The organism is Pacificispira sp. HM-600 (assembly GCF_977993705.1).
This window is the reverse complement of record NZ_OZ388079.1, coordinates 2,904,340-2,925,027: the sequence shown is the minus strand read 5'-3', so window position 1 is coordinate 2,925,027 and position 20,688 is coordinate 2,904,340. Positions and strand designations below refer to the sequence as shown.

At 63.0% G+C, this 20,688-nt stretch carries 18 protein-coding genes; 13 read left to right on the top strand and 5 right to left on the bottom strand.

The features are described from left to right. The first annotated feature begins 56 nt into the window (after nucleotides 1–56). Nucleotides 57–1,118: a pseudaminic acid synthase gene (pseI, locus tag ACXZ1E_RS14020; protein WP_458041072.1), complete on the top strand. Its 1,062-nt coding sequence runs from the start codon at nucleotides 57–59 to the stop codon at nucleotides 1,116–1,118. A 2-nt stretch (nucleotides 1,119–1,120) separates the two neighbouring features. Here the strand turns inward: pseI and ACXZ1E_RS14015 are convergent, their stop codons facing one another. Continuing rightward, entirely contained in the window at nucleotides 1,121–2,095 is a 975-nt protein-coding gene (locus tag ACXZ1E_RS14015) for a GNAT family N-acetyltransferase (protein ID WP_458041071.1), read from the bottom strand. A 661-nt stretch (nucleotides 2,096–2,756) separates the two neighbouring features. Here ACXZ1E_RS14015 and pseB point away from each other — a divergent pair. The 3 genes from pseB to ACXZ1E_RS14000 are packed head-to-tail and all read left to right on the top strand — an operon-like array spanning nucleotide 2,757 to nucleotide 5,598. Further along, nucleotides 2,757–3,746, top strand: a complete 990-nt coding sequence (gene pseB, locus ACXZ1E_RS14010) for a UDP-N-acetylglucosamine 4,6-dehydratase (inverting) (RefSeq protein WP_458041070.1) — start codon at nucleotides 2,757–2,759, stop codon at nucleotides 3,744–3,746. Nucleotides 3,747–3,748: 2 nt separating this feature from the next. After that, on the top strand, nucleotides 3,749–4,876 hold the full coding sequence (locus ACXZ1E_RS14005; RefSeq protein WP_458041069.1) for a DegT/DnrJ/EryC1/StrS family aminotransferase: 1,128 nt from the start codon (nucleotides 3,749–3,751) through the stop codon (nucleotides 4,874–4,876). Beyond that, nucleotides 4,873–5,598: a cytidylyltransferase domain-containing protein gene (locus tag ACXZ1E_RS14000; protein ID WP_458041068.1), complete on the top strand. Its 726-nt coding sequence runs from the start codon at nucleotides 4,873–4,875 to the stop codon at nucleotides 5,596–5,598. The genes ACXZ1E_RS14005 and ACXZ1E_RS14000 overlap by 4 nt, the downstream gene beginning before the upstream one ends. Before the next feature lie 5 nt (nucleotides 5,599–5,603). Here the strand turns inward: ACXZ1E_RS14000 and ACXZ1E_RS13995 are convergent, their stop codons facing one another. Together ACXZ1E_RS13995 and ACXZ1E_RS13990 are read right to left on the bottom strand one after the other, a co-directional pair. Then, nucleotides 5,604–5,981: a hypothetical protein gene (locus ACXZ1E_RS13995; protein ID WP_458041067.1), complete on the bottom strand. Its 378-nt coding sequence runs from the start codon at nucleotides 5,979–5,981 to the stop codon at nucleotides 5,604–5,606. Between the two features lie 27 nt (nucleotides 5,982–6,008). Then, a complete protein-coding gene (locus ACXZ1E_RS13990) occupies nucleotides 6,009–6,701 on the bottom strand; it encodes a hypothetical protein (RefSeq protein ID WP_458041066.1) in 693 nt (230 codons plus the stop codon). 151 nt (nucleotides 6,702–6,852) lie between these two features. On the opposite strand from ACXZ1E_RS13990, the gene ACXZ1E_RS13985 reads away from it, so the two are divergent. Together ACXZ1E_RS13985 and ACXZ1E_RS13980 are read left to right on the top strand one after the other, a co-directional pair. After that, nucleotides 6,853–9,105 (top strand): hypothetical protein, encoded by a 2,253-nt coding sequence (locus ACXZ1E_RS13985; RefSeq protein WP_458041065.1) that lies wholly within the window; start codon nucleotides 6,853–6,855, stop codon nucleotides 9,103–9,105. 73 nt (nucleotides 9,106–9,178) lie between these two features. Continuing rightward, nucleotides 9,179–11,284, top strand: a complete 2,106-nt coding sequence (locus tag ACXZ1E_RS13980) for an acyltransferase family protein (RefSeq protein ID WP_458041064.1) — start codon at nucleotides 9,179–9,181, stop codon at nucleotides 11,282–11,284. Nucleotides 11,285–11,309: 25 nt separating this feature from the next. Here the strand turns inward: ACXZ1E_RS13980 and glf are convergent, their stop codons facing one another. Further along, on the bottom strand, nucleotides 11,310–12,446 hold the full coding sequence (gene glf / locus ACXZ1E_RS13975) for a UDP-galactopyranose mutase (RefSeq protein ID WP_458041063.1): 1,137 nt from the start codon (nucleotides 12,444–12,446) through the stop codon (nucleotides 11,310–11,312). A gap of 86 nt (nucleotides 12,447–12,532) precedes the next feature. Further along, the gene (locus ACXZ1E_RS13970; RefSeq protein WP_458041062.1) at nucleotides 12,533–14,764 is read right to left on the bottom strand and encodes a hypothetical protein; all 2,232 of its coding nucleotides are present in this window, start codon (nucleotides 14,762–14,764) and stop codon (nucleotides 12,533–12,535) included. A gap of 95 nt (nucleotides 14,765–14,859) precedes the next feature. Here ACXZ1E_RS13970 and ACXZ1E_RS13965 point away from each other — a divergent pair, with 95 nt between their 5' ends. From ACXZ1E_RS13965 to ACXZ1E_RS13935, 7 genes are read left to right on the top strand one after another with little or no spacing between them, the layout of a single operon-like run. Continuing rightward, the gene (locus ACXZ1E_RS13965) at nucleotides 14,860–15,726 is read left to right on the top strand and encodes an NAD-dependent epimerase/dehydratase family protein (protein WP_458041061.1); all 867 of its coding nucleotides are present in this window, start codon (nucleotides 14,860–14,862) and stop codon (nucleotides 15,724–15,726) included. Then, nucleotides 15,723–16,466, top strand: coding sequence for an NDP-hexose 2,3-dehydratase family protein (locus ACXZ1E_RS13960; RefSeq protein WP_458041060.1), 744 nt, complete (start codon nucleotides 15,723–15,725; stop codon nucleotides 16,464–16,466). The genes ACXZ1E_RS13965 and ACXZ1E_RS13960 overlap by 4 nt, the downstream gene beginning before the upstream one ends. Next, nucleotides 16,454–17,482 carry a Gfo/Idh/MocA family protein gene (locus ACXZ1E_RS13955; protein WP_458041059.1) on the top strand — a complete coding sequence of 343 codons (1,029 nt, stop codon included), beginning with the start codon at nucleotides 16,454–16,456 and terminating at the stop codon, nucleotides 17,480–17,482. Before ACXZ1E_RS13960 ends, ACXZ1E_RS13955 begins: the two co-directional genes overlap by 13 nt. After that, on the top strand, nucleotides 17,479–17,925 hold the full coding sequence (locus tag ACXZ1E_RS13950; protein WP_458041058.1) for a GtrA family protein: 447 nt from the start codon (nucleotides 17,479–17,481) through the stop codon (nucleotides 17,923–17,925). Before ACXZ1E_RS13955 ends, ACXZ1E_RS13950 begins: the two co-directional genes overlap by 4 nt. Further along, nucleotides 17,922–18,755: a glycosyltransferase family 2 protein gene (locus tag ACXZ1E_RS13945; RefSeq protein ID WP_458041057.1), complete on the top strand. Its 834-nt coding sequence runs from the start codon at nucleotides 17,922–17,924 to the stop codon at nucleotides 18,753–18,755. The genes ACXZ1E_RS13950 and ACXZ1E_RS13945 overlap by 4 nt, the downstream gene beginning before the upstream one ends. Continuing rightward, nucleotides 18,752–19,774 carry a glycosyltransferase gene (locus ACXZ1E_RS13940; protein WP_458041056.1) on the top strand — a complete coding sequence of 341 codons (1,023 nt, stop codon included), beginning with the start codon at nucleotides 18,752–18,754 and terminating at the stop codon, nucleotides 19,772–19,774. Before ACXZ1E_RS13945 ends, ACXZ1E_RS13940 begins: the two co-directional genes overlap by 4 nt. Continuing rightward, on the top strand, nucleotides 19,764–20,687 hold the full coding sequence (locus ACXZ1E_RS13935) for an NAD-dependent epimerase/dehydratase family protein (protein ID WP_458041055.1): 924 nt from the start codon (nucleotides 19,764–19,766) through the stop codon (nucleotides 20,685–20,687). The genes ACXZ1E_RS13940 and ACXZ1E_RS13935 overlap by 11 nt, the downstream gene beginning before the upstream one ends. Nucleotide 20,688 lies beyond the last annotated feature (1 nt).

Below are 20,688 nucleotides of genomic sequence, written 5' to 3'. Positions count from 1 at the left end.
GAGCCCGACGAAAGTCGACGGGGCGCCGGTGCGAGGACCGCGGATAAGCTCGTGTGATGAGCGCGTCCGATGCTATTTCTCTCTCGAGCCGGGAGATCGGCGCGGCAGCACCCGTCTTCACCATCGCAGAGATGTCCGGAAACCATAACGGCGATCTTGACCGCGCGCTCGCGATCGTCGATGCGGTCGCGGAGTCTGGCGCGAGCGCCCTGAAGATCCAGACGTACACCGCGGACACCCTCACGATCGATTCCGATGCGCCGGCGTTCCGAGTCGCAGGCGAACACGGGCTGTGGGGCGGCCGGACTCTTTACTCGCTGTACCAGGAGGCCCACACGCCCTGGGAATGGCACTCCGCCATCTTCGAGCGGGCGCGTTCACACGGCTTGATAGCTTTTTCGACTCCTTTCGATCCCAGTGCGGTCGAGTTTCTCGAGGAGCACGGAGTCGAGCTGTACAAGACCGCGTCGGCGGAGATCGTCGATCTGCCACTCCTCCGCGAGGTCGCTCGCACGGGCAAGCCAATGATCGTGTCCACGGGGATGGCGACACTCGCCGAGATCGACGCCGCGGTCGACACGATCCGAACCTCCGGAAACCCTCCCCTCGTCCTCCTCGCATGCACGGCGGCGTACCCGGCTCGCCCCGAGGAAGCGCGCCTCGGGAACATAGGCGTTCTCCGGGAGGCCTTTGATCTACCCGTCGGGCTCTCCGATCACACACTCGGCATAGGCGTCGCTGTCGCGGCGGCTGCGCTCGGAGCAGTCGTGATCGAGAAGCACGTTGCGTTGTCGAGATCTCAGGGCGGGGTCGACGCGGACTTTTCGTTGACCCCGGCTGAATTCGGTGACTTGGTCGCTGCGACGGACCAAGCACGTCGTGGAGTTCTGAGCGGCACTGCCTTCGGGCCGACCGAGGAGGAACGGGCCGTACGTGCCCTACGCCGATCGCTCTTCGTTGTCCAAGATGTGCGGGCGGGCGACATGGTCAGTGTGAGCAACGTCCGTTCCATCCGTCCCGCCGGCGGACTTGATGCGGAGCAGTTCGGGCAGGTAGCAGGTCGGGTCTTCCGAACGGATGTAGCGCGCGGGACTCCGTTGTCCTGGGACCACGTATGACGCTACAGGAGCCATTTGACCCGTTTTTCGAACCCGTCTGACCCCGCTGGCAGCAGCGGCAGATAACCGGCCCTACTGAACAGTCGCAGGGATGCGACGTTCGAAGCGTTGATCGCCGCAGTGAGTCGCGCGGGGCGCGTTGCCGCGAATGCTCTCTCGCCCGCTGCAAGCACAGCGCGCCCCCACCCTTTGCCACGCGCGGCCGGTGCGATCGTCATGGATATCTCCCAATCGGTCCCACCGCGGTGATCCCACCGGACCGTTCCGATCTTTTCGTCACCGACCTCGACGACGTAGAGCTGCACGTCCTCCGCTGCCATCGCATTGCTGAACCAGAGGACATGATCTGTCCAGTTCAGGACGCCTGTCGTACGCGAGCTCGCCCGTGTGACGGGATCGTTCCGCCACTCAAACAGCACAGTCGCGTCGCCCGGACCAGCACGACGAGCCTGTGCATCCAGCTCCGCCCGCGCAGCCCGGCTCGGTGCGGAAATCTGTTCCCACGCGGACACGATTCGCCACGCCCCCAGTCCATCAACCACGGAACGAAGGTGGACGCTCTGCGCTTCGCGCTGAGCGTTCAGCGCCGCCGGACTGATACCTGCAACATTTTTCACAAGGTCGGCGTGCGGGGGCTCACCGAGGGCGATCGCGAGTCGAGATTGAACGGCTGCGCGATAGCCGGATCGCTGATTCTCCACGGCGCACACGAGGGCCATTGGCACACCCATGCAGGCGAAATCCCATACCGAGGTGCCGGCTGCACTAATCACAAGATCCTGATCAGCAGCCACGCCGGGAAGATCGGACAGGAACGGCTCGACGACCACCCGGTGTTGGCTCCCGAGAGCCGATCGCTCGATGTCGCCCTTCTGCGGCCCATTCGCGACGACGACTACGTCCAGGGGCTCTTCGATCCCATTCAGGCCGCGCACCACGGTACCGGTAAGTTGCTCCGGATCGGTCCCGCCGATCACAACGAGCACACGGAATCGATCATGAACCTCCGGGGCTGCTCCGCGATGTTCCCGCACCTGCGCTCGAACGACGGCAGCGTCCGCGCCGATGAGTCGATAGGTACTCAGATCTGGTCGCTCGAACCGCCTTTCTGCCCCGAGATTCGGGTCGATGGCTAGATCAGCGCGCCGGATGCCGAAACGGCCGTCCTGCATGTTGCTGATGACTGCATCAGCTCCAAGCAGGGCCTGTGGGACATCCCCGTACGAGTCGATGTGGACAACGTCCGGCGAGCCGCCTCGTTGAATGTGGTTTATCCATTCGTGCGACTGCCCCGGTGGAAAAGTCGCGATGTCTATATCGGGGTCGATGGCTCGGCCGCGAGCCGCAGCTTCATCGCTGATCTCGCCGCCGATGACTGCTCGCCATCCCCTACTCGATGCCTCCTGCGCGAGCGCGATACACCGGAGAAGATGACCCATCCCGTACGCGCCGCCAGCATTGCAGTAGAGGAAGACGTGTCGCTGATTCACCTGCAGTCCTCCCACAGAAACCCTCGAGAGAGCACGTTGCGCCGCCTGAGAGTGCACGGCATCCTCCGCCTAGACTATTGGTGGGATCGTTCTTCTTGCTGGTGGAGGGCCGCCCCGCACGCAGGCCGGCCAGATTCAAGGGGTTCCTTTGTCCATTCTCGCGGGATCGAACATCCTGATCACCGGAGGCACCGGATCCTTCGGCAAAGCGTTTATCCGCTATGCGCTGGACAACCTCGACCCCAGACGGCTCGTCATCTACTCGCGAGACGAGTTGAAGCAGTACGAAGTCCGTCAACAATTCTCCGATGACCCCCGGCTCCGCTGGTTCATCGGAGACATCCGCGACGAGCGGCGTCTTGTCCGAGCTCTCCGCGATGTCGATTATGTTGTCCACGCGGCTGCGCTGAAACAGGTCGACACGGCTGAATACAACCCCTTCGAGTTCGTGAAAACCAACATTCTCGGAAGCCAGAACGTGATCGAGGCCTCGATCGACGCGGGCGTCAAGAAGGTCGTCGCGTTGTCGACAGATAAAGCCTCCAGCCCCATCAATCTTTACGGCGCGACCAAGCTCACCGCGGACAAGCTCTTCGTCACCGGCAACCACTATGCGGCGTCATATGTCACGCGTTTCGCAGTCGTCAGATACGGCAACGTCATGGGTTCCCGCGGGTCGGTGATCCCCTATTTCCGCAAGCTCGGGGAAGAGGGCAGCCCTCTGCCGATCACGGATATGCGATGCACCCGATTCTTCATCACGCTTCCTCAGGCTGTGGAGATGGTCGTCGACACTTTCGACCTCATGCAAGGTGGCGAGCTGCTGGTACCCCGGATCCCCTCGATGCGTGTGGTGGACCTCGCGCACGCCATCGTTCCTGATGCGGAGCTCGTGGATGTGGGGCTCCGTCCGGGCGAGAAGCTCCACGAGGAGATGATCAGTCCGGAGGAGGGTCGCCGGACGGTCTCCATCCGAGACGGTCGATATTTCGTGATCCAACCCGATCTTGCATCCTGGGGGTACACCGCACCCGATGGCGCCATACCGGTGCCGCCGGGATTCGCCTATCGCTCAGACAGCAACGAACAGTGGTACAGCCAACGCGAAATCGCCGACATCATCGAGACGGGCGTGTAGCGATGATGCTTCCCTACGGTCGTCAGTCGATCTCTGAGGAAGACATTGCGGCGGTCACGGCGGTGCTACGCGGCGATTGGCTGACGACCGGCCCCGCTGTCGATGAGTTCGAGCGGCAGATCTCGTCTCTCGCGGGCGGTCATCGCGCGGTCACCTCAACCTCGGGAACTGCCGCGCTCCACATGGCATATGCGGCGGCCGGTGTCGGACCGCAGAGTGAAGTGATCTCGACACCCATGACTTTTGTGGCCACGACTGCGATGGCTTCGCTGCTCGGAGCTCATATCGTGTTCGCGGACGTCGAAGAAGATACCGCACTCATCGACCCATCCGCTGTCGCGTCGCTGGTCACGGATGCGACGCGCGTCATCGCGGCAGTTGACTATGCCGGGCATCCCGCAGACTACGACGCACTCCAGCCGATCGCCGACGCCGTCGGTGCGCTCACGCTCGACGACGCAGCCCACTCGATCGGCGGAACATATCGAGGTAGACCTGTGGGTGACCTCGCGGACATCACGACTTTTTCGTTCTTTCCGACGAAGAACATGACGACCGGAGAGGGCGGTGCGGTAGTCGCAAAGGATCCCGATATCGCCCAGAGGGCTCACGAGTTCCATTTCATCGGGCTGGTACGGGATCCCGATCGGTTCGAGATCGTCACAGAAGGTTCTTGGCACCAGGAGGTCCACGAGTTCGGGGTGAACTATCGGCTGACCGATATCGCGTGCGCGTTGGGGATGGCTCAGATGAGGAGACTGGATGCCTTCAAAGAACGTCGCGCGGCGGTGACGGCACGCTACAACGCCGCCCTTGACGACGTGGCCGGGGTACGCACCCCGGCACAGCGAAACGACGTCGATCCCGTCTGGCACCTGTATCCGCTGCGGGTCCTCGATGGACGTCGCCGTGTTGTCTACGACAGGATGCGCGCTGCTGGGATCGGCGTGCAGGTCAACTACATGCCCGTGTACTGGCATCCTGTTTACGCTCGGGCCGGCTACCGACGAGGAATGTGTCCTAACGCGGAGAAGTTCTACCGCGAAGAACTGTCGCTGCCGATCTTCCCCGGCATCACCGACGAAGAAGTCGATCGTGTGGCCGAGACGCTCATCGAGGCTCTCCGTTGACCCGGATCGGCATCGTCACGCAGGCTCGGATGTCGAGTAGTCGGCTGCCGGGAAAAGTGCTGCTTCGCGCCGGCGGAGAGTCGATGCTGGCCCATCACATCACTCGGCTGAACGCATCCCACCTGCCAGTCATCGTCGCGACATCCGTCAACGAGATCGATGACGCTGTCGTCGGCGAGGCGCGCGCATACGGAGCGCACGTATTCCGCGGAAGCGAAGAAGATGTCCTCGGCAGGTTTGCCGGAGCGGCCAGACAGCATCGTCTCGACGTCGTTGTCAGGGTGACCGCGGACTGCCCGCTCATCGACGCAGACGTCATTCTCACCGGAATCGAACGCTTCGTCGATCTCAGCGACGACGGCGCGCACGTCTCGAACGTCCTGGAAAGGACGTATCCTCGAGGCTTCGATTTCGAAGTGTTCTCAGCGTCAGCGCTCTTGCACGCGGATGGTCACGCGACCAGTCTCTCCGATCGCGAGCACGTCACTCCGTATCTCTACCGGAATGGCAGCGGGCTCTCGAGCCTCCATTCCATCCGACGCCCCGCCGATGCGTCCGCTTTCCGCGTCACACTTGACACGACGGACGACCTGCGACTCCTGACGCGCCTGATCGACGAACACCACGCAGAGAGCCTGTCGGCCGAGCAGATTATCGAACTCCTCATAGCTGACCCGGAACTTGCCGCGATCAACTCCCACATCGAGCAGAAACGGATCTGATCGGGTCAATCCGCCCGATCGTGCTCCAGGCGACGCAGACGCTCCTCGAACCGTGACACGGCCTGCAGCCGGAGGCGGGCACGCTCGTGTTCGGCTCGGGCCCGCTGCAACTCGGTGTCTGGGTTGAGGGGCGGAAGGTCCAGTTCGTTGCGGAGCCGCTCGAAGCGCACCTCGAGCGAAGCGAGTTGGGGCGCGAGACGGTCGAACTCGGATCGGAGAAACGAGAAGTCAGCCTGGTTTCCCCTCAACCGCGCTTCATACTCCTCACGTTCGCCACGCAGGTTCTCCCGCTCGACGTCGATCTCGTCGCGGAGCTGCTTCAGCGCCCTGTCGACGCGCCTCGCTACCGCTGCGTCCAACCTCGTGCGAAACCGCTTGAGCATGTTCCTCAACTCCCTTGTGAGTTCCTGCTAACGATGAAGGGCCACGCGGCCCGAGCCGATCAGGGAACGGATCAAGGCAGCTTCCGCTGCGATTCGATGCTCCGTACCGACGGGTGATGAGTCGCCGTATGCGTGACGCCATTCGCTCTGAGACGGCTCGTCCACGAAAGAGAACCCGGCCGCATCGATCCGCAGCTCAGGAAAAAGGTTGAGGGCGATCCACAACATGATCGTGCCGGTCGTAGCCCACTGCCCCTCCGCGCGAGGATCGATCCCGATGGCAGACCCCAGTGGGAGCACTACTTCCCGATTGGGAACGGTCAGCGCCCCGAGGTCTTCCGGCCAGAAATCGGGGATCTTCGGGTTCTCATCGAGCAGCATCCCTGGCTCGACAAGCAGATAGAGCCGTTCTGCGTAAGACTCGAAGAACCAGGGAGAGGGTCTTACCCCTCGGTTGAATACGACGACATCGGCGCGCGTGCCTACAGTCGCGGGGCTGCCGGGTGGGTCCAGCGCGAACCCATTTACTCGGAACACGATGTCCGCGCCGTCGATGATCGCAGCCCGGTCGGTTGACGGGTCCAGCGGTTGGTTGCCGACAACGGCGACCGAGGTGACTTGCCCGGTGCGAGAGAAGCTCAGCGCGAGATCTCGAAGGTTCTCATAGAAACGCAACTCCATAGCGCGCGTGTCAGTGATCGAATCCAGCGAAGTCCCCATGGTCCACCCACCCTATTACTACTGCCACGAACCGTCCGTACGCGCGGTGGGGGCTAGCCGTCATCGGACGACGGCCAATCTAACTCCGCGGAAGGAAGGAGCGCCGCAGCGCGTCGGTACGATGAGCATCTCGTGGGCGAAAGGACGTGGGATGACCCAACCAGGGGCAGGAACGGCGCTCATCTCTACGCGTCGTGCACCGACGATCCTGCCCGCGCTTGTCTGCTTCATCGCTGTTGTGTTGGCCGTCGTGGCGATGCTCCTCGCTTCCGGACTACCTTTGGACGCCCTCGTGCAGTACGTCGCATACATCGTTTTTTGGGTGGTGGCGCCCGGGCTCGTGCTACACCGCACTCTGCGCGGTGCTCAGACGACCTGGGGCGCGGATATCAGCCTCGGTGCGGCGACGGGGATCGCGGCGGGCTTGATCGCATGGGTAATGTACAGCGCAGCGGGGCTTCAACATTGGCTGTGGACATGGCCAGTCCTCGCAGCACTCCCGCTCCTGAGCCGACGCGCTCGCCGCAGGGCAGCCACGCGTCCAACGGAATACACCGCCGCGCTACCGGCCGCAGCAGTTGCAGTCGCCGCACTGGCGGCTCTCTTCCAATTACAGCGCACCTATTTCACGGCGTGGGATCTTCCCCCCACCGCGCGCCCCTATTACAGCGACCTTCTCTGGCACATGAGCCTTGCAAACGAGGCAATGCGCAGCTTTCCGCTGATGAGCCCGCAATCGCTCTTCGCTGCGCCGATCAAGTATCACTGGTTCGCGAATGCTGACATCGCGCTGGCGGCACTCATCAGTGGCCTGGATGTGCCGGTCCTGCTGCTGCGGCTATGGCCCGCGTTCCTTGTGCCGCTGATCATCGTCCTGGTCGCGGTCGTGGGCCGACAGATCAGCGGCCGCGCATCGGTGGGGGCTGTGGCGGCGCTCGTGACTGCGATGACCACCTTCCTCGTGCCGCTCTGGCCCGTTCTCGATGTTCAGGATGTCTTTCGTCCCATCTCGCCGTCCCAGCTCTACGCGTTCATACCTCTCCTCCTCATCCTCTCCGCGGGAATCACGCTTGCAACTTCTCGCCGTGTCCACGTCGGCGCGCTCATTCTCATCATTGCGGCGCTCTGTGTCGCGGCAGGGTCGAAGCCGACAGTGCTCCCCATGGTCATCGCGGGGAGCGTTGTCGGGACTGCGGCGGCCGCGATCATGCGCGGTCGCTGGGGCGCGTTCGCTGCGGTCCTCGGCGTAGCCTGCGCATTGCAGGTCGTCTCCTCCGCGGTGATCTCGGGCGGAAACGATGGGATGGCGATAACGCTCTTCTCCGGCCTCACCCTCTTCGGGTTCGTAAGAACGCTTCTGGAACCATCCGCCTCGTCCAGTGCGAGTTTCCTGTTGCCCGGCATGTTCACCCGCCCGTCTGGCGGGCTCGCAGTGGGAGCCCTGGCGGCGATCTCCGCCGTCCGGCCGCTGCTCGGCGCAGCACCGCTGTTCAATCGCGAGCTCAGGCTCAATGCCACTGCGTGGTGGCTTGCGGGAATGGCTGGCGCGGGCGCCGCAGGTTTCCTCCTTCTGGCCCATCCGACCTACAGCCAGCTGTATTTCGCGCACACCGCCGTTCCTGTCGGAGCTATCGTCGGCGCGTGGTGGCTCGTATCTGCCATCGGTGACCGGGTATGGGCGGCTCGGCTCGCTATCGTCTCCGCTATCCTCGCGGCGTCCCTCGCCTGGGCTGCGGCGTTCGCGACCCGCAACGCAGCGGATTGGGCGCCCGAACTGATCCTCCGCATCCTTGCCTGGATCGGGGTCATCGGGCTCGCTATGGCCATCGCGGCATGCATTACCGCCATAGCTTGGAGGCGCACCGGCCACAGGATGAGCGGACCCGGCACAGTCATCGTCCTGGCAGGCCTGATGGGCGCAATGCTCGGCTCGCTCCCCGCGGCCGCCCTGCTCCCGCCCTCTGCCCCCCTGTCCGAAGACGCGCGACAGCTCTCTGAGAGTGAGGCCGCTCTCTGGATCGCAGAGAACACGGACGCGGATGCGGTACTGGCGGTGAACGACCACTGCGCCGGCGAAGAAGCACCAGTCTGCGATTCACGGGTCTACTGGGCGTCGGGGCTCGCAGGGCGGCGCGTGCTCTTGGAATCATGGTCGTACATCCCGGAGTCGGCAGACCTCGCGCCCGACACCATCATCCGACCGGCGTTTGACCTCACCCTGCTGGAGTTCAACCAGTCTCTCTTCACGGGTCCGACCGCCGATTCGACAGCGGAGGCGCGCAGTCTCGGCGTCGACTACCTCGTCGCGACATTAGGAGCGACTGAGGTGTCTGCGGAACTGAACAGCTATTGCACGACCGTCTTCGAGAACGACCACGTTCTGGTGTGCGCTCTCATGGGATGAGCTCGCACCGAGGCAGTCTCGCAGGAATCGCTGGGTACGCTGAGTCACGACCTTCAACCCAGGACCCGCCCAAGTGACATCCACACAAACCGTTTCCTCATCGCGCAAAGTGCGTCCCCACGTTGCCGTTGTCCGACCCGAGATCCAGGCGTTGCGAGCGCTTGCGGTCTTGGGTGTGCTGTTGTTCCATCTTTGGCCGAATCGCCTCCCAGGAGGATTCGTCGGCGTCGATGTCTTTTTTGTGGTCTCGGGTTTCCTGATCACCGACCATCTCATCCGCGAGTGGCTCACCCGCGGGAGGGTCTCACTCACGACGTTCTGGGCCCGTCGGGCGCGCCGCCTCATCCCGGCTTCGCTCCTCGTCCTTCTTGCCACCGTGGTGGGGGTTCGGCTATTCGTTCCCGACGTCCGATGGGGCCAGTTTGGGACAGAAATAATCGCGAGCGCCTTCTACGTCGAGAATTGGGCACTCGCAGCGCAATCCGTGGACTATATGGCGCTGTCCAACGTCAAATCGCCGGTGCAGCACTTCTGGACGCTGGGAGTCGAGGAGCAGTTCTACCTCCTCTGGCCGCTGCTGATGGTGGCCTCGCTGGCACTCGCACGAGTGCTGCGGCGACGTTCGATGGTCACGCTCGCTCTCGTAGTCGGCGTTGTATCCGCGGCGAGCCTCGTTCACTCGACAGTTTCAACCGCGATCGACCCCTCGGTGGCGTACTTCTCAACTCTCACGCGAGCGTGGGAGTTCGGAGCGGGAGCACTACTCGTCTTCATCCTCCGCCGCCACCCTGTGCCATTCGGGGGCGGCTCCCGAGCGGCAGCGGCATCCTGGGCTGGCGCAGTGATGATCGTCACCGCAATGGTGGTATTTACGGGCTCGACACCATTCCCGTCATTCACGGCACTACTGCCGGTCATCGGAACACTGCTCGTGATCGGTGCAGGCACACCCGTCTCGCCCATCTCGCCTGCGCGCCTCATGGCGCTCCGTCCCATCCAATTCGTCGGTGATGTTTCGTATGGGACATACCTTTGGCACTGGCCGCTGATTGTGCTGCTTCCGTACGCTCTGGGCACGCCTCTGGGCACCGTCGCCTCGGTGATCGTACTGTTCGCGTCGATCGGTCTCGGCTGGGCCTCGAAAAAGTTTGTCGAGGACCCCATACGCGCTCGTCGTATAGTCGCGGACTCCAAACCACGTTGGACTTTTGCGGTGACTCTGGTCGCGATGCTCGGTGTGACGGCCGCAGCGCTTCCGATGGCGACCTTCCGCATTACCGCGCCGTCGATTCCTGCGGTGGGACAGCAAGCGGACTGTTACGGCGCAGAGGCCATGCTCGACACCACCTGCGGGCCTGCCCAGGATGTCGCGCTCACCGCCGCACTGAGCTCATTCTCTGTCGACCTTCCGCCTGACGACATCCTCGCCTGCGAGCGCCCGACAACCGCCGAAGATTACGTCCGATGCGATTTCGGAGACGAGCAGTCCTCCGGACCGCGAGTCGCCCTTATTGGCGACTCGCACGCCACCCGACTCGTGGAGCCGCTGCGCGAGACCATCCTCGCGCAGAACGGAACGCTCAGCACATTCCTCGTTTCGGGTTGCTCCATGATGTCAAACGAGCTGACGGGTTCGGCGTGGGGATACGAGACGCCTTACGCGGAACAATGCAGAAACGTGGCGGAGCGGATCCACGAAGCGGTAGCAGCCGATCCAACGATCGACACTGTGATTCTTAACAACCGGACGCGACTCTACGTATCTCCGGACGATTCGCTTCGCCCGCTGACAGCGGCAATGGTGAACCGCACCATCGAGAATTTCACTGCCGTCGGCAAGCGAGTTGTGGTGATTGCGGATCCCCCAGAGATGAGCGCCGTTCCACCCCGCAACGGCGGCAGCGCCGTTGATTGTCTAGCCAGCGCAACATCCCCGGTGGAGTGCGGACTGCCTCGGCCACAATCTGAATTTCCCGATCCGATGTCCGAGGCAGCCAAGGCATCCGGGGCAGGGCTAATCGACATCGATGACCTTTTCTGCACCGACCAGGTCTGCCTTCCCCAGATCGGCGGACTGGTCGTCTACTCAGACGACAACCACCTGACGCGCTCGTTCGCTCGCAGTTTGGTAGGACCCCTCGCCGAACGCCTGTCTCCGTGGATATCGCCCGGCGCATGAGCCCGTCCACCTACACAGACTCGCTTCAGGCCAGGTTGTTGTTCCACATCGACAACGCCGAGCCGATGGCCATATGCATGTCGAGGTACTGATATGTACCCAGCCGGCCGCCGAAGTACACGCTCTGCTCACCCGCCTGAAGATCGCGGTAGGCAAGCAGGCGGGCTCGGTCATCCGGGGTGTTGACCGGGTAGTAGGGCTCGTCCTCGCCACCGGCGAATCGCGAGAACTCCCGCATGATCACGGTCTTGTTGCGGGGGTAACGCTCTGCGCGCTCCGGGTGGAAGTGCTTGAACTCGTGGATGCGTGTATAGGGAATGTTGGCGTCCGCGTAGTTCATGACGGGTGTGCCTTGGAAGTCTCCGACTTCCAGCACCTCCTCTTCGAAGTCGAGCGTCCGCCAGCCCAGTTCCCCTTCGGCGTAGTCGAAGTACCGATCTATAGGCCCTGTGTAGACGATCGGAAGCTGTCCGACGGTGGCAGTCTTGTTCAGAGGCTGTGCTGCATCGAAGAAATCCGTCGACGGCTGGACGTCGATGTTGGGGTGATCGGCCATTCGCTCGATCCAGGCGGTGTACCCATCAATGGGCAGGCCCTCCCACGTGTCGTTGAAGTAGCGGCTGTCGTAGTTGTAGCGGACGGGGAGCCGACTGATGACCTCGGCGGGTAGATCCTTGGGATCGGTTTGCCATTGCTTCGCGGTGTAGTCGCGGATGAACGCCTCGTATAGAGGTCGCCCGATCAACCCGATGGCGCGTTCTTCTAGGTTCCGTGCTTGCTTCGCATCGAACTCCCCCGCGAGCTCCTGAACCAGCGCTCTCGCCTCGTCCGGCGTGTACGCAGATCGGAAGAACTGGTTGATGGTGCCGAGGTTTATCGGAAGGGGATAGACGATGCCGTTGTGAGTGGTGTGGACACGGTGAACGTAGTTAGTGAATGACGTGAACCGGTTGACGTACTCCCACACTGTCGGGTTGGAGGTATGGAAAAGATGCGCACCGTACCGGTGCACCTCGATGCCGGTTGTGGGCTCGTCTTCGCTGTACGCGTTCCCGCCGATATGGTGACGGCGATCGATCACCGTCACCTTGCGGCCGGCCGCCGCGGCACGCTCTGCAACAGTAAGGCCGAAGAATCCAGAGCCGACGATGAGAAGGTCCATGGCAATTCCTGACGATCGGGATGAAGGGCGGGCCTCATCTAGAGGTGACGTCGATCCGTACGGTCGGAGCGGCGCGACGGTCCAGTCTAGGCGCCCTTCGTCGGTTCTCCCTCCTTGCGGTCACCGCGACGCGAACTCCGGGAGAACGCGATAAGCAGCACAGCGAGCACGGCGGCAACGATCCCCGCCCCCAGCTCCAAGTGCCACCCGGGCGGACGGAAGACGATGGTCAGCTCCTCGCCCACATCTGCGGGTGTGACTCCCAGCGTGAGGAGATAGCCCCGCTCTGGAGCGAGAAGTTCCCCGCCGCTGCTCGTGTAGCCGGGCCACGCGAGGCGGCTAAACACGATCTCGCCTTGGTCTTCGGTAACGTCTTCGATCCGCACGCTCACCGATGTGTCGCTCTGCTCAAGGATCGTGACATCCAGTCCTGGCGACGTGCGAGCGACGCCACCCGCTGCATCCAACGGATCCGCGCGGCCCAGGGTCCAGGTGTACTCGCTTTCACGCAGTGTCCATCCCGGTGGTGGCACGGGTTCGTCCTCGAGCCCGACCCCCTTGATCACGATGATCTGATTGAGGCGCATGTCGTCGGCGAGCGGAACCGGCTCCTCGGCGGTGGTGTCGAACAAAGCAGCGAGCGCTTCGGGGCAGGTGTACCCACGGATATCGATGCACAGCTCCTCTGCAAACGCCTTGAACGGCAACACCGTGTAGACACCAACGACATCGCGGTCGGCGAGATACCAGAGATTCGCGATCAGGGACTCGCTATAGGCGCCGGGATTGTTCTGGAGCGAGTAAACGTCGCCGACAGTCATGATGCCGTTCTCGAGATCGACTCCGACATCGCGCATCTGCTCGACCGAGGACGGCACTTGGAAATTACCCATCGGACTGTTCGGGTACTTGGCGATCTGAGGCATCAGCACAACGACGGACGCGATGAGGGCAATGCCAGGCACTACCCACCCTCTGCGGCCATCTGCACCGCGGCGAAGTGAAAAATCGATGGCGATCCAACCGGCCATCTGGACACTGAACGCGATCGCCACCCACAGCCAAGAATCGGGTTGCGCGGCCCACGCCATCCATGCCGCGCCAGCTGTCACGAGGGTGATGCCCACCCGGTGCCGCCGTGCCGCAATCTTCGGCCAAGCCGTGCTCGCAATCACGGCCACGAGTATGGCGATTGCCAGCACCGCGTAGGGCATCATGCGCGCTGGGTAGCGTAGCGGCCCGAGTACACTCGGGCCGATCACGAGGGCGATCGTGCACCCCAGCACCCCGTACACGGTTATCAGGGGACGCCAGGCGCGTATCGCTGCCGCTCCGAGGACAACGAGGATCGGGACAAGCCAGGTGATGTATTGCATCGGGACGGGCGCCGCGTCGCCCCAGTAACCGCGAATCGTCGTTACTGCAGTCGCGATGGGGGACGTCGCGAGGTCGCTGAGGTCCATGCTCAGAAAGAGATCATTGGCAATCCCGGTCTCAGAGCGGACAGTCACGGGCGCGGTCAGGATGCCTGGGAGATAGACGAACACGGTGAGAAGCGCCGCATACAGCCCCAGCACGAGTGGTCGGACCACTTGTCGTGGCGATCGAAGGGCACCCTCCACAAGCGTGAAGGCAAACAGGATGACGAGTTCGATGACGCCGAAGACGTATCCGACAGTGATCAACAAGTAAGCGGAGACCAAGAAGGCCGCAGGGCCCTTTCCATAGACGAGATGCCGGCGAAGTGCCCACCACGCGAAAGCGAACAGGGCCACGCTCTGCAATCCCGTCACCCACGACGGCGCATCGAGGTACATCGTCTGACCTCCAGCTGTCGCCGCGAACGCCGCGACAGCTGACCAAGCCGGAGACGCTCCGAAACTGCGTGCGAGCAAGAATGCGCCAACACACAGCAGCACCAGCAGGAGCGTCTTGACCAGGGTGGCGTAGACGGCGGCGCTCGGCACCGCATGCGCGCCGAGACCAATCAGCCAGGCAAGGGGACTCCACAAACCCCACTGCCCCTCAGCCAGGAGATTCCCGCCCTGCCACGCTCCCGGGTCGAGGATCGTCCACGACCCCGAGAGGAGGCGATCCCCTAACTCGTACCACTGGCCGTAGGCGCCGAGCTGCGTGTCGTCCCAGAAGAAGTACCAAGGGGTGCGGATGACCCTCGCTACGACGTTCACCAGGGTCGCCGCAACCGCAAGGGCCAGCCAGACTTCGGCGCGGGAAGACAGCGGAACGCGCGGCTTGATCTTGCGTCTCGCGCCGCCAGGATTCGGGGGTGCGAGTGGCGCTGAAGTGGGGGTCGTCACACCTCGAGGGTACCGTCGGCGACGTCGCAGCTCGGTGCCACAGCCGCGCCCGAGTAGGCTGTTGCAGGCGCAAACGGCGCCCCAGGAGGAGTGTCATGGGTTCACGCGTCGTGGTCACGGGAGCGAACGGCTATCTGGGGCGTCATGTCGTTGAGGCGCTGCTCGCGCGAGGTGATGAGGTCGTCACGGTTAGCCGCTCAGCCGATCCGTGGTTGGTCGAACGAGTCGGCGAAGATCGGGTAATCAACCGCTCAGCCTTCGACCTCACGACCCAGGACTGGGATGTGCTCGCGGATGCCGACGCTTTGGTGCATCTCGCCTGGCGTGACGGTTTCGTGCTCCGCTCCCGAGCGCATGGCGAGGACCTGTCCTCGCACTACAGCTTCCTGATGGATGCCGCCGACCGGGGCGTGAAGCGCATCGCACCCATCGGGACGATGCACGAGATCGGATACTGGGAAGGGCCTGTCGACGCGGAAACACCGAGCAATGCGACGACCCCCTACGGCATAGCCAAGAACAGCCTGCGGGAACTATTGACGGCATCGCTGCCGGACACGACCGCCCTCGCGTGGCTGCGCTGCTACTACATCATCGGAGACGACGCGCGCAGCCAGTCCATCTTCAAGAAGATGCTGGATGCCGTCGACAGAAATGAGCGAGAGTTTCCCTTCACATCGGGGAAGAACCTCTACGACTTCATCGACATCGACGTGCTCGCACGTCAGATCGCCGCGGCGGCGATTGACAGCGAGACCACTGGCGTCGTCGAGTGCAGCACGGGTCGTCCGCGGACACTCGCCGACGCGGTCGAGGGCTTCATCCGTGAAAGAGAATTGCCCATCCGTCTTGCCTACGGGGCGTTCCCCGACCGGCCCTTCGATTCGCCCGGCTTGTGGGGCGACTCGACTCGGATCGAGGAGATAATGGCGCGTCAACAACAGATACGAGAGAGTCCATGACACTTCGCGATGACCTGATCGCCTTGGCCGCTTCTACTCCCGACCCGGGCGAATCTCAGAAGCTGATCGAATATATCGACCTTGTCCTGGGCGACGACAACCGGTTCCACTCGCTGGATGAGCTACGCCAATGGATCGACACCATCCGCGAGGCCTCGCCGATCCACCTTGAACGCAAGCGGATCCCCGAACTACGCGATTGGCACGTCGATCCAGACACCGGGGAGATCTCACACGTATCCGGCGAGTTTTTCCGAGTGATCGGTGTGGGCATCTCGAACTCGGCGCGCGAGGTGAGCGGCTGGGACCAGCCGTTCATCTTCCAAAAAGAGGCCGGGATACTCGGTATTCTCCGTGCTCGCTTCGATGGTGTCTGGCATTACCTCCTGCATGCGAAGGCAGAGCCGGGCAACACGCTTCTGTACCAGATCTCCCCGACGCTGCAGGCGACTTACTCGAATCTCAAAACAGCGCACGGGGGGCGGGTTCCCCGTTTCAGCGAGTTTTTTCTCGAAGAAGGTGCCGCTCCACGTACCGTTGTGTACCGACAGTGGCTTGCGGAGGACGGTGGACGGTTCTACCTCAAGTCGAACCTGAACATGCTGGTCGAGGTGGCCGCCGAGGACGTTCCGGATTTCCCTGACGAGTACCGCTGGTTCACCCTCTCCCAGATCAAGCGCCTCCTGCAGGAAGACAACTACATCAACCCGCATGTGAGAGGCATCTTGTGCCACCTCTGAACGTCGGTGTCCTGGGCGCGGCGAAGATCGCGGACAAGTCCACGGTCCCCGCCATGCTCGCCACTGAGGGGGTGTCCGTCGCCGGAGTGGCTGCTCGGGATAGCGCCCGAGCCCAGGCGTTCGCCACCAAGCACGACATCCCGGTCTTCGATAGCTACCAGGAGATCATCGACGACCCAGCGGTGGACGCGGTCTATGTGCCACTTCCTGTGGGGCTGCACGCCCGGTGGGCGCTTGCCGCAATTGCTGCAGGCAAGGATGTCCTGGTGGAGAAGTCTCTTGCCGGCACCCTCGCCGACTGTCTGGAGGTCATCGATGCCGCGCGTGCCGCAGGTGTTGTGATCGTAGAGAACTTCATGTGCGAACGCCACCCGCAGAACACCTTCATCCGTGAGGGACTTGCGTCGGGGATTATTGGAGAACTTCATCACGCGACGCTGTCCTTCGGGTTCCCCGCTTTCCCGCCGGATGACCTTCGCAATTCTGCCCGGCTGGGCGGGGGGGCATTGAACGACGCCGGGGCATACTGCCTCGATATGGCGACGTACTACAGCGGCAGGGCTCCGGAAGCTGTCACGGCGCGACTCGCAGCTGGCCCGCACGGCGTCGATGTCGTCGGTAGCGCTTTCCTCGAGTACGACGACGAGCTGACCGTCTCCGTGTCGTTCGGATTCGGCTATGACTATCGAAACGAGGCAAGATTCTGGGGTGCTTCTGGTCAACTCGAGGTTGACAGATGCTTCTCGATCCCGCCTGACCGCCCACCTGCCGTCTCGGTCACCCGCAACACGGTACGGGAGGACATAGAGCTGGCGGCGGCAGACCAGTTCCGCCTTCAGGTCGAGTATTTCCGTGACCTCGCGGTCGCGGGCGGGCCGGCCGTTGCTCGAGAGCTGGATGCCAGGGAGCGTCATGCGCGCGTCATGGAAGCTGTCAGAGTCTCTGCCCGAGAGCGCCGCCGAGTTCTCGTCAACGAGGTCATGCCTCGTGCCTCGGCGCGGGATGCATCCAGATGAGTGAGTTCGAGGAGCCGCAGGCGCCGCCTGGACCTCTTTTGCGCCTCATTAAGGACAAGCGGATCGCTTTCCTCATCGTGGGGGTCGCCAACACCGCCATCGGATTCCTCTGGTACACCCTCTTCCTCTGGCTGCTCGGAGCTCTGCCAGTGGGCTACATAATTGCTCTCGTTGCCGCCCAGATCACTAGCGTCCTGTGCGCCTTCGTGCTGTACAGGCGCTTCGTCTTCCGCGTGCGCGGCCACGTCTGGCGCGATCTGATGGCCTTCTCGTCGGTCTACGCAGTGTCGTTCGCCATCAATATCGTCGCCCTACCGATCTTGGTCGAGATCGTGGGCTTTCATCCTTTGGTCGCTCAGGTGGCTATCGTCTTCGTGACGACGATCGTGAGCTACGTGGGACACAACTACTTTTCTTTTCGCAGGAAGCACGGTGCGTCATGACAGTCCCCAAGGTTTCGGTGGTCGTTCCCGCCTTCAACAACGAATCATTCATCCGACAGACGATGCGGTCCGTCCTTGACCAGGACGGGGTCGATCTCGAACTCGTCGTTGCTGACCACAGCTCGCAGGACGGAACCTGGGACGCAATGAGCGAGTTCGCCGGGGATCCGCGCGTGCGGCTGCTGTCGACGCCTGCGGGCGGCGGCGCCGAAGCCAACTTCAACCGTGTCTCCGCGGAAGCGCGCGGCGACTACATCAAGCTTCTTCCCGGGGACGACTACCTCTTGCCGGGGGCACTCGCACGACAGGCCCGAGCGCTGGACGAAGATGATGCGGCAGTACTGACGGCATCCCGCCGCACTATCGTCGATGCACGGGGCGGAACGGTGATCCGCGCCCATGGGCTGAAGGGCGTGAAGCGACGTCTCTCCGGAAGCGACGCGATCCGACGAACCGTTCGCGCCGGTTCCAACATCTTCGGAGAGCCCGGCGCAGTGCTCATGAGACGTGAAGCTCTGGAGAGTTCAGGACTGTGGGACTTCAGTCACCCATTCCTGGTCGATCAAGCTACCTACGTGAACCTCCTGTTGAAAGGAGACTTCATCCCTGATCAGGAGCCCGGAGCTGTTTTCCGTCTGAACAACGGCCAGTGGAGCGTCGCGCTCACCGACTACCAGTACGAGCAAGTCTCATCGTTCCACCGCGCGCTGAGCGAAGCGAACCCCGGACTCCTCACGCGAAGCGATGTGCGGGTTGGCAACCGAAACGCGTGGCTGATGGCACAGCGGCGAAAGCTCACTTACCGGATATTGCAGAGGAGGATGTCATGACCGAGCTGGATGCCTTCGAACACCGCATCTCTATCGTCATCCCCGTTTACCGAGGGGAAAGAACGCTACCGGCCGTCATCGATGAGCTTCTCCCCTACGTACAGGGTTTCCACACCGCTGCCGGCCACCGCGCCCGGATCGAAGAAGTCATTCTTGCGTACGACCGTGGCCCCGATCGATCAGACGAGGTCATGCGGCACCTGTCGAGTGAGCACAGCTTCGTGAAAGTGGTGTGGCTGAGCCGCAACTTCGGACAGCATGCAGCGACCATGGCCGGCATCTCATCCTCCGGTGGCGACTGGATCCTCACGATGGACGAGGACGGGCAGCAGGATCCCGCATTCATCGGTCTTCTGCTCGACACAGCGATCGCCGAGCAGGCGGAGGTCGTCTACGCCAGGCCCACGAACAAGCCGCCGCACGGTGCGGTGCGAAACAACGCTTCCCGACTGGCGAAACGGGTCTTGCAGAGCGTTTTCGGCAGCGGCAACGCTGCGGAGTTCAACAGCTTCCGGCTGATCCTCGGCGAGGTAGGACGGAGCGTGGCGGCCTACACCGGTACCGGCGTATACCTAGATGTGGCGCTTACATGGGTGGCGAACCGCCAGGTGACCGCGCCGGTGGTACTGCGCGAGGAAGGGGACCGCCCATCTGGCTATTCCTATGCGCGGCTGCTCGGCCACTTCTGGCGGATGGTTCTGTCCACCGGCACCAAAGGCTTGCGCCTCGTGACAGTTCTGGGAGGGCTGTTTGCGGCGGCCGGGGTGCTCTTCGCGGTCTATCTCATCGTTGTCCGTTTTGTATCCGGGAACGTGCCCGAGGGCTGGACCTCGCAGATGGTGCTCACATCGCTCGGCGTGGGAGCGATCCTTGTTGCACTCGGGATCGTCGCGGAGTATGTGGGCGTTGCCGTGAACATGGCAATGGGTAAGCCGCCGTACCTCATCGTGCGGGACCCGGCGCTGTCGCCCCTCGCAGCTCGCCCCAGCAACACTCAGCCGCGGACCGATGATCGCTGACTGGGTCGTCGGACGTGGGCTGCTGGGCAGCGCGGTCGCGCGACAGATGCGGAGCGAGCCACTCTCTCGCTCGGTCCGCTGGGACGACGACGAAGCTGCGCTCAAGGATCTGACATCCGGCCTCCGCTCGCTCTACGAAGTCGACGCCGACCAGTACCGCATCTTCTGGTGCGCAGGAAGCGGAGTGACCGCCACCCCTGCAGCGGTGCTGGCACGCGAGAGCGCCCTATTTGCAGAATTCCTAGCGGAGTTCGCATCTATCCCGCAATCTGCGGCCCGACGCACCACCTTCTTCCTTGCTTCTTCCGTCGGTGGCGCGTACGCCGGAGTCGGCTTGCCGCCCTACTCGGAATCGTCACCTACCGCGAGCGCCTCACCATACGGGGACACCAAGCTCGCGATGGAGCAATCCCTCAAAGCCGCAGCAGAGCAGTTTGGATTGCGCGGGTTCATCGGGCGGATCACGAACCTCTACGGGCCCGGCCAGAAGGTCGGCAAGAAGCAGGGACTTATTTCGGTGATGTGCGAGACGTACTTCAACCACGAGCCTGCGACCGTGTACGTGTCTCTGGACACGCTACGTGACTACATCTACGAAGATGACTGCGCCGCGGTGGTGCTTGCGGGAACGGACAGGGCGACGGCTCTGGCGCCGGGTGAATGCGCGGTAAAGATCATCGGCTCAGGCCAGGCCGTGTCGATCGGAGATCTCATCGGCACCATTACTCGCGTCCGCCGGCGCCGCCCACTCGTTGCCTTCGGCGGTGGTAATGCGGTCGGTCAGGCGCCGGATCTGCGCGTCCGAAGCGAGGTCTGGCCAGATCTCCAGGGCCTCGTTCAGACTCCGCTCCCGGCTGGCATCGCCGCCGTGTTCCGCTCGCTCGGCGAAGCGATGTCGCGCCCCAACGCGTGAC

What these genes read in the sequence shown, in the direction of transcription:
- pseI (WP_458041072.1), top strand. Translation starts at nt 57, where the DNA reads ATGAGCGCGTCCGATGCTATTTCTCTCTCGAGCCGGGAGATCGGCGCG.
- ACXZ1E_RS14005 (WP_458041069.1), top strand. Translation starts at nt 3,749, where the DNA reads ATGATGCTTCCCTACGGTCGTCAGTCGATCTCTGAGGAAGACATTGCG.
- ACXZ1E_RS13995 (WP_458041067.1), bottom strand. Translation starts at nt 5,981, where the DNA reads ATGCTCAAGCGGTTTCGCACGAGGTTGGACGCAGCGGTAGCGAGGCGC.
- ACXZ1E_RS13990 (WP_458041066.1), bottom strand. Translation starts at nt 6,701, where the DNA reads ATGGGGACTTCGCTGGATTCGATCACTGACACGCGCGCTATGGAGTTG.
- ACXZ1E_RS13985 (WP_458041065.1), top strand. Translation starts at nt 6,853, where the DNA reads ATGACCCAACCAGGGGCAGGAACGGCGCTCATCTCTACGCGTCGTGCA.
- glf (WP_458041063.1), bottom strand. Translation starts at nt 12,446, where the DNA reads ATGGACCTTCTCATCGTCGGCTCTGGATTCTTCGGCCTTACTGTTGCA.
- ACXZ1E_RS13965 (WP_458041061.1), top strand. Translation starts at nt 14,860, where the DNA reads ATGGGTTCACGCGTCGTGGTCACGGGAGCGAACGGCTATCTGGGGCGT.
- ACXZ1E_RS13960 (WP_458041060.1), top strand. Translation starts at nt 15,723, where the DNA reads ATGACACTTCGCGATGACCTGATCGCCTTGGCCGCTTCTACTCCCGAC.
- ACXZ1E_RS13950 (WP_458041058.1), top strand. Translation starts at nt 17,479, where the DNA reads ATGAGTGAGTTCGAGGAGCCGCAGGCGCCGCCTGGACCTCTTTTGCGC.
- ACXZ1E_RS13945 (WP_458041057.1), top strand. Translation starts at nt 17,922, where the DNA reads ATGACAGTCCCCAAGGTTTCGGTGGTCGTTCCCGCCTTCAACAACGAA.
- ACXZ1E_RS13940 (WP_458041056.1), top strand. Translation starts at nt 18,752, where the DNA reads ATGACCGAGCTGGATGCCTTCGAACACCGCATCTCTATCGTCATCCCC.
- ACXZ1E_RS13935 (WP_458041055.1), top strand. Translation starts at nt 19,764, where the DNA reads ATGATCGCTGACTGGGTCGTCGGACGTGGGCTGCTGGGCAGCGCGGTC.